This is a genomic window from Bacillus sp. HNG (assembly GCF_003400205.1).
Taxonomy (GTDB): Bacteria; Bacillota; Bacilli; order Bacillales; family Bacillaceae_L; genus Ferdinandcohnia.
In genome coordinates, this window is sequence record NZ_QUQV01000002.1 from 296,965 (window position 1) to 309,915 (window position 12,951).

The window sequence follows — 12,951 nt, forward strand, 5'->3', positions numbered from 1 at the left end:
TGCTTCCCCCCTTTTAGTATTCAATTCTCGGATCAAAGATAGCGTACAGAATATCGGCTATAAGATTTCCTAGTACTACTAATACGGAGGAAATTACTGTTATTGCCATTACAATCGGATAGTCACGTTGGAATGCTGAATCAACGAATAATTTACCAAGGCCAGGCCATCCAAATACAGATTCAACAATTACTGAACCACCAATAAAGCTCGGTATCATAATTCCAAAAATTGTAATAACCGGAATTAGTCCATTTCGCAATCCATGCTTTGCAATAACCTTTCCTTCTTTAAAACCTTTTGCCCTAGCAGTCCTCATATAGTCTTGGTTAACAACCTCAATCATACTTGAACGAGTATATCTTGTTAAGCTTGCCATATCTGCGGTGGCTAAAACAAAGGCCGGTAAGATTAGATGGTGAATTCGATCCCAAATACTAAAAGGAGCATTTAGGGTATGTGTACCTGAAGCCGGGAACCAGTGTAAATGAACTGAGAACACCATAATTAAAACTAATCCAAACCAGAAATTTGGAATAGCAAGTCCTAAAAATGACGAAACGGTAACAGTATAGTCTACTTTAGAATACGGACGTACAGCTGAAATTACACCAAATGGTACTGCAATTGCGATGGCTAATATCGTAGATACTCCCATCAACAACAGGGTGTTCGGCAATCGATTCCAAATCAATTCAGAAACATCTCTTCCTTTATTAATAACGGAATCTCCAAAGTCACCTTGAAGCATATTTCCTAACCATTTGAAATATTGTACATGGACTGGGTCATTGAAACCATATTTCTCCATAACCAATTCTCTATCTGCTGGACTAATATTAGGATCCATCATGAGTGCAGTCGGGTCACCTGGGGCCATATGCATGATAGCAAAAGAGACGATGGTAATTCCTAATAATAGGGGAATAGCCATTAATGTTCGACGGATGATATAAGAGACCATAGCTATTTCTCCTTCACGTTTAGTAAATTTTTATTCTATGTTCAATCTAGATATAGGTATCCAGTTATTTTCAGTATTTAAAAAGAAGGAAGGGAAAATTTACCCTTCCCTCTGCAACAATCATGTTTGTCTTTTATTATTCAGCAGTTTGTAACCACCATTTGTGTGCATTGAATAATTGATTTTTCGAATGGAACTCATAACCTTGTAATTCTTCTGGCATTGCACGGTACTCAATTGGGTAATACAAGAATGTGTAAGCTTGGTCTTCTACAAGAATTTGATATAGATCTTTGTGAATTTCTACATAACGATCTCTATCAGTTGTTTGTCTTGCTTCTTCCATTAACTTGTCAGCTTCTTCGTTTTTATACCATACGAAGTTTAAGCCTTCAGCAGCTTGAGAAGAGTGGAAGATATCATATTGGTCAGGGAATGTTGATAATGACCAACCAAGAATCATAGCCTCATAGTCCCAGTTTGGAGCAGAGATAGCTTCAATAAATGCAGACCATTCAACGATTTCTGGTTTTGCTTCAACACCAATTTCTTTAAATTGTTGTTGTAACACTACAGCAATGTCTTCACGAACTTTGTTACCTTGGTTTGTTTTGATAGAGAAGGACATTTCTTTACCATCTTTATCAACGATACCGTTACCGTTTGTATCTTTCCAGCCAGCTTCTTCAAGTAATGCTTTTGCTTTTTCTAAATCATATTCAAATTTTGGAACTTCATCATTGTATGTCCACATTAATGGGCTATCAGGAGCTTCAGCAGGTTGACCAGCACCATTCATAATGCTTTCTACAATTGCTTCTTTGTTTACAGCATGAGTGAACGCTTGTCGAACTTTCTTATCTTGGAATCTTTCATCCTGTTGATTGAATGCAAGGAATGTATAAGATAATGCTAGATCTTCTTCAATCTTAACACCATCGATTGCTTTTACAGTATCAATTTCTGTACCAGGGAATGCATTGTACATATCAATTTCCCCAGCTTGTAACGCTGCGATTAATGCATTAGCATCAGCTACATATTTAGTTGTGATTGTATCTAAATATGGACGACCTTCAAAATAATCTTCGTTTGCTTCAACCTTTACATACTCGCCATCTTTCCATTCTACAAATTTGAATGGACCTGTACCAATAGGGTTTTTAGTATTAAATTCATTTTCATGTAATGTAGCAGGATCAACATCACCTAAGATGTGCTCAGGTAGTGGACCATATGATCCTAATGTAGTTGGATAGAAAGTTACATCTACTTTATTCAAAGTAAATTTAACAGTGTAATCATCAATTTTTTCAATTTTTTCTAGGCTTTCGAAGTTTGATTTACGCTCAGAAACTACATCTGGGTTTTTCATCATACTGTAAGCAAATACTAAGTCGTCAGCATTCATTTCTTCACCATCATGCCATTTTACGCCTTCTCTTAGCTTAACAGTATAAACTAAACCATCATCAGAAACGTCAATCTTTTCAGCTAAGTCTAACTCAGTTTCAAGATTTTTATTTGTTTTAACAAGTGCGTTATAGATTAACCCCTCAATATCACTTGACGCTGTATCAGTTGAGAAATATGGGTTAAACAATGTTGGACTACCAGCAGAACCAATAACTAAATCTCCACCCGTTACAGGATCAGTGTTCTTTGGTTCTTCTTTTGGTGTTTCTTCCTTAGGTGTTTCTTCTTTTTCAGTGTCAGTACCGGCCTTTTCGCCACCGGAACAAGCTGCTAAGAAAAGTGACATTACAAGTGTTAGGACTAAAAATAGCCATAAGCTTTTTCTTAACTTCACGTTTTTTCCCCCTATCATTTTGTTAGAATTTTTAGTTTTTACTACATAGATTGATCCCTCTTAGGTGGCATCTCCTCCCTTCAAAGAATCTATATATTTTCTGTGCAGCCACCTTTACTCGAAAAGGTGACATGCAACAAAATGCCCTTGTTTAACTTCTTTAAATTCAGGTACCAACTGGCGACAAATATCAGTTGCAGCTGGACATCTTGTGTGGAACACACACCCACTTGGTGGATTTGAAGGGCTTGGAAGCTCTCCTTTTAGTACAATTCGTTCTCTTTTAATTGCCCCAGCTTTTTTAGGAACAGGAACCGCAGATAATAAAGCTTGTGTATATGGATGAAGTGGTTCAGCATATAAATCCTCTTTATTTGCTAATTCCATCATTCTACCTAAATACATAACTCCTACTCTATCACTTATATGTCTAACAACACTTAAGTCATGTGAGATAAAAATATACGTTAGGCCAAATTCTTCTTGAAGATCTTCCATTAAGTTTATAACTTGTGCTTGAATCGACACGTCAAGTGCTGAAACAGGTTCATCAGCGATAATCAATTCAGGATTTAATGCGAGTGCTCTTGCAATCCCGATCCTTTGACGCTGCCCTCCCGAGAATTCATGTGGATATCTGTTGATATATGACGCGTTCAGTCCAACAGTTTCCATTAATTCTTTTACTTTTTCTTCTCGTTCTTTTGCGGTGTATAATTTATGAGTAATTAATGGTTCTTTGATAATAGAACGTAAAGTTTTTCTTGGATTAAGGGTTGCGAAAGGATCCTGGAATACCATTTGAATGTCTCTTCTAACGGATTTTCTTAGCTCACTTTCGGACATATGTGTAATGTCTTTTCCCTTAAAGATAATTTTTCCATCGGTTGGTTCATACAATCTGATTATGGTTCTTCCAGTTGTAGATTTCCCACAGCCAGACTCCCCAACTAGTCCAATTGTTTCCCCTTTTTTAATTTGTAAGCTAATGCCGTCAACCGCTTTAACATTACCTACATTTCGCTGTAGAAGACCAGCTTTGATTGGAAAATATTTTTTTACATCTTGAAGCTCAAGAATGATATTACTATTTTCCTTTGATGAATCAACTTTCTTATCTATATTTGTTGTAGTCATGCTTTAGCCCCCTCGTCTTCATATAGGAAACAGCGAACTGCTCGTTCTTTCCCCATTTGTTTTAGCTGAGGAGCTTCTGCAAAACAGCGGTCAAAAGCTTTGGAACAGCGCGGAGCAAACCTGCATCCTTTTGGCATATTTTCTGGTGATGGTACGTTACCTTCGATTGATTGAAGGCGTTCAATGTCACCTTCTATTGCAGGTATTGAGTTCATCAGTCCAACTGTGTATGGATGTAATGGTTCATCAAATAATTCATCTACTGGTGATTGCTCAACAACTTGGCCCCCGTACATAACTACGATATTATCAGCTACCTCCGACACAACGCCCAAATCGTGTGTGATTAAAAGAATCGAAGTATCAAATTTGCGACTAAGATCCTTCATTAAGTCAAGAATTTGAGCTTGGATGGTAACATCCAGGGCAGTTGTAGGCTCATCCGCAATTAAAAGCTTTGGATTACAGCTCATCGCAATCGCTATCATAACCCTTTGGCGCATACCACCCGAAAGGCGATGTGGGTAGTCATGAATTAATTCAGCTGCCCTTGAGAACCCAACCAATTCTAACATTTCAATTGCTTTTTTAGATGCTTCTACTTTGGACAATTTTTGGTGATACATCAGCACCTCAATTATTTGCTCACCAACAGTAAGAACTGGGTTTAGAGACGTCATTGGTTCTTGGAAAATCATTGATATTTCATTTCCACGAACCTTACACATTTCAGCTTCAGATAAATCAACTAGGTTTCTACCATCAAGGACGATTTCACCTTCAACGATTTTTCCAGCTGGACTAGGTACGAGCTTCATAATTGAAAGTGAGGTAATACTCTTCCCTGATCCAGACTCACCTACTATAGCTAAGGTTTCACCTTTATTTATTTTTAAATCAACGCCATCTACGGCAGGTATTACTGTTTTCTTTTTGTAGAAATATGTTTTAAGATTTTTTACTTCTAGTAATGTAGACATAAATTAGGTTCACCTTCCTTATCGGAACTTGAAACAAGTTCACTCATTATTCAAAATATAATATATTTATTGAAATATCAACCAAAAATTTCTAGCATTCTCTTATTTTAACAGAGTAAAGCTTTAAAGTAAAAAACGTACTAAATTATCTGACAAAAGAATCATCTAAATTTTATTACAGAAAGATTACAAATACAAGTCAATTTTTAAAATTGAATTAATTTGCTTTAAAGAGTGAAAACTCTATTTTCTCTTAATCTATTTAAAATTCTATTAAAACTATGTCGAAATTGCAAGATAATTTTTATTATTGTCATTATTATTTCTTGAATCAATTGATATAATCGGGTTTACAAAAGAAATATTCGTAATATATCTTTGTTTAAAAGAGGTTTTTTTGTTTTTTTGATATAATACTTTATCGCAAAAAAGCGTTGAATCAGTAAAATTTGCAACAAAAAAAAAGATCCATCACACATTGTGATAGATCTGCTAACGGTTTGATTTTGGATTTAGTGCATCCTTTAACCCTTCACCTATGAAATTAATAGATAATATTGTTAATGTAATCGCAATTGCAGGAGGAGCCCACATCCAAGTAATATTACGTAAAACATCAGCATCCCTAGCTTCTGCTAACATATTTCCCCAGCTTGGTGTATTCGTTGGTACCCCAAAGCCTAGAAAACTTAGACCTGATTCAGCAACAATCATAACAGCCAAAATTAATGTCGATTGTACAATGATTGTGGAAGAAACATTAGGTAATAGATGCTTAATAATAATCTTTGATGGTCTTGTCCCAATCGATTTCGCAGCAAGAATATATTCATTTTCTTTTTCTGCTAAAACTTTACTTCGAACAATACGAGCAACTCCACCCCAGCTTAATAAGCTCATAACAATGATTAGAGTCCATGCTCCAGTTACCTTGCCAGTAAGAATACTGTTTAAAACAATTACAAAGATCATAAATGGGAAAACTAAAACAAAATCTGTAAAACGCATTAACATTTGGTCTATTTTCCCACCATTATAACCTGCAACAGAACCAACAATTGTTCCGATTAACGTAATAAAGATTGTACACGAAAATCCAATCATCAAGGATGTTCTCGCACCGTGTAGCATTCTTGCAAATACGTCGCGTCCATTTGTATCTGTACCAAGCCAGTTCACTGATGAAGGCTCTTTCCTCATGTTCATGAAATCAACACGAACAATATCTTGCTTATTAAAAATAGGTCCAAAAATAGCAATTAAAACAATACAGATTAGAAAAACTAAACTGACCATAGCTAGTTTGTTTTTCATGAATTTCCTTCTGGCTATCGCCCAAGGAGAAAGGCTTTTCGTTTCTTTTTTTGGTGAATCTACATTTGTATTAGTAACTACTTCCATTTATTCTCCTCCTTAATCCAATCGAATGCGCGGATCCACAATTCCATACAGTAAATCTGCGATAAGATTTCCGAAAAGTGTTAAAAATGAAAGTAACATTGTGATCGTCATCATAACAGCATAATCCCTTGTATTAACGGATTCTAAGAAAAGTTGTCCGATTCCTGGGTATGTGAATATCGTTTCAGTTATAACCGCACCACCTATTAAGGTAGCAATATCGAATCCTAAAAATGTTACTAACGGAATAATAGAATTTCGTAAAATGTGTTTATTATAGATAGTTGATTCTTTCGTACCTTTTGCTCTTGCTGTTCTTACAAAGTCTTTACGACTGTTTTCAATAATATCATTTCGTAAAAATTGAGTGTATGAAGCAGTACCCATTAATCCTAAAACGAGTGCTGGTAACATAACGTGGTGAAATTTACTTACATAATATTGAAAAGTTCCTTCATCAAGTCCAACTTCAACCGACCCACTGAATGGGAACCAATTAAGCTGAAACGCAAAGAAATAGATTGCCACAATACCGGCAACAAACGATGGGACAGCTAATCCTATATAGTTATAACTTGCAATAAGATTATCTCCAAGTTTATACGGTTTTCGGCCTGCATACATTCCCATTAAGAATGAAAAAATGTACGTAAAAAATAGGGATACAATTGCTAAAAATAAGGTATTGGGAATTTTTTGAGCAATTAACTTTGAAACATCCATTTTATGTGTAGTAGATTTACCAAAATCACCCTGAACGAAATCAGTTACCCATCTCCAATACTGTACATATATTGGGTCATTGTAGCCCAATTTTTCTCGCATTTCTTCAATGTATTTTGGGTCAGTATTGGATGGATCAATTTCTCCTCCAAATGGGTCACCTGGCATCACTTTCGCCAAGGAAAAAACCACAATTGAGGCAAGGAGTAATAATGGAATCATGCCTAGTATTCTTCGAATTGAGTATTGGAGCATGTTAATTTCTCCTTATTCTAAAAAATTCATACTTAAAATTGAAGTTCAAAAGCCACAAATCGTGACTTTTGAACTCTACCAATCTACAATCAGTCAGTTACATACCACTTATGAACATTGTCTTGGAATCCAACAGCATTAACATGTACGCCTTGTAGACGGTCATTAATTCCATAAAGGTCCATGTTCTCCCATAATGGAAGTGCTGGTAATTCTTCGTTGAATAGCTTTTGCCAATCAACATAAACTTGTCCACGGTATTCTTTATCAAATGCTTTTTCACTTAAGCCTTCATCAAGAAGTCTTTGGCTATCTTCATTTACCCAACGACCATAGTTCCACTCAGCATCATTAGCCCATAGACCAGATGGATCTGGGTCAGAACCTGTTCCCCAAGAACCGAAGAATGCTTCTAATTCTTTATCGTCGTTGTCTTTCATTTCGTTGTAAAGGTTGAACTCAATTAGGCTTCCAGTTGCTAATTCAGTTTTCACACCGATATCATTCCAGCTTTGGATGATTGCTTGTGAACGACCTTCAAATGTTGCATTACCTGCATAGTGACCAAATTTGATAGAGAATGGCTTACCTTCCGGATCTTCTACAAATCCGTCACCATCTACATCTTTATAACCAGCTGAAGCTAATAGTTCTTTTGCTTTGTCTTGATTAAATTCATATTGGTTTAGTTCAGAATCATCAGCAGCCATCCAGAAAGCAGAAGGAATAACTGTGTTGAATACTTTACCTTTACCAGATAAGAAACCATCAATCATTGCTTGACGATCGATTGCATATAGTAACGCTTGACGTAATTCTTTAGACTTAAACTTATCAAAATCTGCTACGTTCGTACGTGTAGCTTGGTCACGATGACCAAAACGTAGACCGATATAAGAATAAACAGTACCAGTAGCTTCCTCTACGCGAACATGATCCATTTTTTCTAATTCTTTAACAGAAGCAGGAGCAATGTTCATAATATCAATTTCGCCATTTTGGAACGCACCGTTTGCTAATGAAGGATCAATAACTTTGATAACTACTCCATCTAGAAGTGGTTTTCCTTCCCAATAATCATCAAAACGTTCTAATTCAACATATTCACCAGGTACAACTTTTTTCACTTTAAATGGTCCAAGACCTACTGGGTTTAGACGAACTTGATCAGATTCTCCTAGTTCAGCAACAGGAACACCTTCATAATGTTTCTTAGGCATTGGATCTGACCATAGATTTTCTAAGTTGTTGATTTTTACTTCTTTAAAAGTGACAGCAACTGTGTATTTATCAATTACATTAACACCTTCAATATGGTCTGCTTTACCTTCTTTTTTCTCAGTAGCACCTTTGATTCCTTCAACATAGTTGAAACGAGAACCGTCATAATCAGGGTCTGCGATTGTTTCTAGAGCAAACGCATAATCATCAGCTGTTAACTCTTCACCATTGTGCCATTTAACGCCTTCTTTAAATTTAAAAGTATACGTTAATTTGTCATCGCTGATTGTCCATTCAGCAAGATTTGGTACATATTCTAGGTCGTCATTTACTTTGTAAATACTTCCGCCAGTAAAACCTAGAATTTGTGCATCAATAACACTTCTATAATAAGCAGATTCAAAAACACCTTCAGGAGCTTGGTCAACTGCTAAAGTGATTTTTCCGCCTTCTTTTGGTTCAGATGTTTCTGAGCCAGTCTTTTCATTGTCTTTTCCAGCTTTTTCTTCGTTACCACCGCAAGCTGCTAGGAATAATGACATAACTAGCAAAAGTACGATTGTCCACAATGCTGACTTTTTCATGTAGGTTTTCCCCCTTTAAGTATGTGTTAAAAATTTACTGCCATTTATTTGTGTAAATGACAAGCCACCTTATGTCCTGGCTTCACCTCCTTTAATTGTGGTTTAACTTTCGAACATTCCTCCATTGCCATTGGACATCTTGGATGGAATGGGCAACCACTTGGTGGATTTGCTGGACTTGGTACATCACCTTGAAGAACAATTCTTTCCTTTTTCTTTCTTGGATCAGGCTCCGGAATCGCAGAAATCAATGCCTGTGTATATGGATGAAGTGGTTCAGCATATAAGTCATCCTTCTCTGAAATTTCTACAATACCGCCCAGATACATAACTCCAATTCTGTCACTCATATGTTTTACAACACTTAAGTCATGAGCGATGAATAGAAAAGTCAATCCGAACTCTTCTTGTAATTCTTTTAATAAGTTTAAAACTTGCGATTGAACCGAAACATCGAGCGCTGAAACTGGTTCATCCGCGATAATCAATTTTGGCTTAAGCGCTAAAGCACGCGCAATTCCGATTCTTTGACGTTGTCCTCCAGAGAATTCATGAGCATATTTATAAAAAGCATCCTCAGGAAGGCCAACTCTTTTTAATAAATCTATTACTTCTTCTTTCAATGCATTTAATGATTTTCCAGTGTAGTTCATGATTGGTTCCGCTACGATATCGCCAACCATCTGCATTGGATTTAGTGAAGCGTATGGGTCCTGGAACACCATTTGGAAATCCTTCCTGATATCCCTCAAGCGTTTCCCTTTTAAGTTCGTAATATCTTCACCATCTAAAAGAATTTGACCATCTGTTGGTTCAAGTAAGCGAAGAATAGTTCTTCCCGTTGTAGATTTACCACATCCTGATTCACCAACAAGCCCCAATGTTTCACCTTGCTTAATTTCAAATGAAACACCATCAACCGCTTTTACATTTCCAATGGTCTTTCTCATAAACCCACCCTTGATTGGATAGTAGGTTTTTAGATTTTTAACTTCTAATATAAGATTGTCTTTTTTCTCTAGTGTTGGATTAGCCATTCTTATTTCACCTCTTCTACAGGTCGACTACTCTTATACAACAGACAGGAAACATCATGTCCATCTTCAACTTCCGCCAATACCGGTGTCATTGTTTTACATTCTGGCATTGCTGCTGGACAGCGGTCAGCAAACCGACAACCCATTTTCGGCATATTTTTTAAGGATGGTACAATTCCTTCAATCGAACCTAATGTTTCGACTTCCTCATGAAGCTTTGGAATAGATTCCATTAAGAGTTTTGTATATGGATGTTTTGGATTGTAGAAAAGTGTATCAACATCCGTTCTTTCAACAATTTTACCTGCATACATTACAATTACTTCATCACACATCTCGGCTACAACACCTAGGTCATGCGTGATCAAAATGACTGACATGTCATTTTTTTCTTGAATCGTTTTTAGGAGTTCAAGTATTTGCGCCTGAACTGTAACATCAAGAGCGGTTGTAGGTTCGTCAGCGATTAATAGTTTTGGTTGACATGCAATAGCCATTGCAATCATTACACGCTGTCTCATCCCACCAGAAAGTTGGTGTGGATATTCATCTACAATGCTATCAGGACGAGATATACCCACTTGAGTTAAAAGTTCAATACTAATTTCTCTCGCTCTTTGCTTTGAGATATTTTGATGGTTTAATAGAACCTCATCTAATTGAAATCCAATGGTGAAAACTGGATTAAGAGCTGTCATTGGTTCTTGGAATATCATTGACATGTCTTTTCCACGAATTTTATTCATTTCAGTTTCTGATAGTTTTTCAATATTATTTCCTTGAAAAACCACTTCTCCGTCCGTAATCTCTCCGATCCCTACCGGTAGTAGTTTCATAACAGACATTGACATTACACTTTTTCCACACCCGGATTCACCAACAATTCCGACAATTTGACGTGGATTAACTGTAAATGAAACATCATCCACTGCATGATAGATTTCTCCATCTATGTTAAAACCTGTTTTTAAACCCTTTACCTCTAGCAAAGGTGCTCCATTATTTGGCTGTAGCATAAAAACACCCCAAATTCTTCTAGATTAGCCACATTTATTTCGTAAATAAAATAATATTACTATAATGTTAAAATTGCAAGACAATTTTATATATTTAAAGTAAAAAATAAGAGAAACGTTGTAATACCAAGGTTTCAAACTAGTTTTCTATTAACTCTAATTATTTTAATATATTATAAATATATAATATATTGGAATTTTCTAATAAGTTGTCTATACATCTTTCAAAGAATACGAATTGTAAGTTTGGGAGTTAGGATTTACACTATTCTTGAATCTATGGAAGGATGTGTTGTTATGATTATTAAAGATCGTACCATTCCGGATGAATTGATCCTTTTACGATTTATCCGAGCTCGAATCAAAGTTTCCGAGAAAACGGAGAATCAAATCATTTCACTTGAAAAGGGTTATGATGGAGAAAAGAGGTTTGACAAACGCATGATCAATCTCTCCCTCGATTGCCTCATGATCAATGACTTGCTTCTAGAAACAAACCATACCCATTATCAAATTGATACGCTCCTTATTACTCAACCCAAAATTCATATTTTTGAAGTGAAAAATTATGAAGGGGATTACTTGCTTGATGACGATTGTTTGCGGCTCATATCTGGAAAGGAGATAAAAAACCCGCTTATTCAACTATCTCGGAGTGTCTCTCTCTTTCGGCAATTACTTCAACAGCACCGTATGAACTTTTCAGTCGAGGGCCACCTCGTATTCATTAACCCTGAATTTTACCTCTACCAAGCTTCACCCGACCTACCGATTATTTTTCCTACTCAACTTGAGCGCTTTATTAAACAACTAAATACACAGTCTTCGAAATTAAACGTAAAACATCAAGGACTTGCAAATAAGCTTTTGGCTTCGCATATTAAAGACTCGCCTTATTCATTGTTGCCAGAGTATAACTACGATGAGATGGAAAAGGGGATTGTGTGTGTAAGGTGTGGAAACTTAGATATGTCCGATTCAGGACAAACTAAGACAATAATATGTAAAACTTGTGGTTTTGTAGAGGATAAGGAAGTAGCAATTTTAAGGAGTGTACAAGAGTTTTCGCTATTGTTTCCAGACCAAAGAATTACCACCAATAAACTTTATGATTGGTGTAAGGTTATAAAATCAAAGAAAACAATCAGGAAAGTACTTCAGACAAATTATAAGCATGTGCATTTTGGAAATTCCTCTTATTTTGAGTGATACTTTTAGTTTTTGTATTTTATAGATTGGTAATTTACCATTATATCTAGCGATTTGATTTGTGGTGGAGTGAGTTTTCTTTTTCTTGGATGTTGGTGGGGATCTAGGTCTCTTGGAGATCACCAGTTTCCTGTTTCTAGGAGGTTGAGGGTGTTCCAGGTCTTCTGGAGTGACGCCAGTTTCCTGTTTCTAGGAGGTTAGGGGTGCCACAAGTCTTCTCGAGTGACGCCAGTTTCCTGTTTTTAGGAGGTTCGAGGGGTTCCAGGTCTTCTAGAGTGACGCTAGTTTCCTGTTTCTAGGAGGTTGGGGGTGCTACAAGTCCTCTTGAGTGACGCCAGCTTCCTGTTTCTAGGAGGTTCGAGGTGCTACAGGCCTTCTAGAGCGACGCCAGTTTCCTGTTTCTAGGAGGTTAGGGGCGCTACAGGTTATTTCGAGCGACGCCAGTTTCCTGTTTCTAGGAGGTTGGGGGCGCTCCAGATTTTCTTGAGTGACGCCAGTTTCCTGTTTCTAGGAGGTTGGGGGACTCCGGATCTTCTTGAGTGACGTTAGTTTCCTGTTTCTAGGAGGTTGAGTCTACTCCAACCTTTTCGGATAAACACTGCTTTGCTGTTTTT

General features: G+C 36.6%; 10 protein-coding genes. 1 reads left to right on the forward strand and 9 read right to left on the reverse strand.

Going from position 1 to position 12,951, the window contains the following annotated elements; genetic code table 11:
• Positions 1 to 13 precede the first annotated feature (13 nt).
• The 9 genes from DZB84_RS04800 to DZB84_RS04840 all read right to left on the reverse strand — a co-directional run bounded on the left by DZB84_RS04800 (position 14) and on the right by DZB84_RS04840 (position 11,128).
• A complete protein-coding gene (locus DZB84_RS04800; protein WP_116351125.1) occupies positions 14 to 964 on the reverse strand; it encodes an ABC transporter permease in 951 nt (316 codons plus the stop codon).
• 136 nt (positions 965 to 1,100) lie between these two features.
• The gene (locus DZB84_RS04805; protein ID WP_116351126.1) at positions 1,101 to 2,774 is read right to left on the reverse strand and encodes a peptide-binding protein; all 1,674 of its coding nucleotides are present in this window, start codon (positions 2,772 to 2,774) and stop codon (positions 1,101 to 1,103) included.
• Between the two features lie 114 nt (positions 2,775 to 2,888).
• A complete protein-coding gene (locus tag DZB84_RS04810) occupies positions 2,889 to 3,911 on the reverse strand; it encodes an ABC transporter ATP-binding protein (protein WP_116351127.1) in 1,023 nt (340 codons plus the stop codon).
• Positions 3,908 to 4,891: an ABC transporter ATP-binding protein gene (locus DZB84_RS04815; protein ID WP_116351128.1), complete on the reverse strand. Its 984-nt coding sequence runs from the start codon at positions 4,889 to 4,891 to the stop codon at positions 3,908 to 3,910. Before DZB84_RS04815 ends, DZB84_RS04810 begins: the two co-directional genes overlap by 4 nt.
• A 492-nt stretch (positions 4,892 to 5,383) precedes the next feature.
• Positions 5,384 to 6,292, reverse strand: coding sequence for an oligopeptide ABC transporter permease (gene opp4C, locus DZB84_RS04820; RefSeq protein ID WP_116351129.1), 909 nt, complete (start codon positions 6,290 to 6,292; stop codon positions 5,384 to 5,386).
• Positions 6,293 to 6,304: 12 nt separating this feature from the next.
• Complete coding sequence (gene opp4B / locus DZB84_RS04825; RefSeq protein WP_116351130.1) at positions 6,305 to 7,270, reverse strand: oligopeptide ABC transporter permease; 966 nt, start codon at positions 7,268 to 7,270, stop codon at positions 6,305 to 6,307.
• Between the two features lie 89 nt (positions 7,271 to 7,359).
• Positions 7,360 to 9,075, reverse strand: a complete 1,716-nt coding sequence (gene opp4A, locus DZB84_RS04830) for an oligopeptide ABC transporter substrate-binding protein (RefSeq protein WP_116351131.1) — start codon at positions 9,073 to 9,075, stop codon at positions 7,360 to 7,362.
• Positions 9,076 to 9,119: 44 nt separating this feature from the next.
• On the reverse strand, positions 9,120 to 10,112 hold the full coding sequence (locus DZB84_RS04835) for an ABC transporter ATP-binding protein (RefSeq protein WP_116351132.1): 993 nt from the start codon (positions 10,110 to 10,112) through the stop codon (positions 9,120 to 9,122).
• Positions 10,113 to 10,114: 2 nt separating this feature from the next.
• Positions 10,115 to 11,128: an ABC transporter ATP-binding protein gene (locus DZB84_RS04840; RefSeq protein WP_116351133.1), complete on the reverse strand. Its 1,014-nt coding sequence runs from the start codon at positions 11,126 to 11,128 to the stop codon at positions 10,115 to 10,117.
• A 297-nt stretch (positions 11,129 to 11,425) separates the two neighbouring features.
• Between DZB84_RS04840 and DZB84_RS04845 the strand changes: the two genes are divergently transcribed.
• Complete coding sequence (locus DZB84_RS04845; protein WP_116351134.1) at positions 11,426 to 12,337, forward strand: nuclease-related domain-containing protein; 912 nt, start codon at positions 11,426 to 11,428, stop codon at positions 12,335 to 12,337.
• The last annotated feature ends 614 nt before the right edge of the window (positions 12,338 to 12,951 follow it).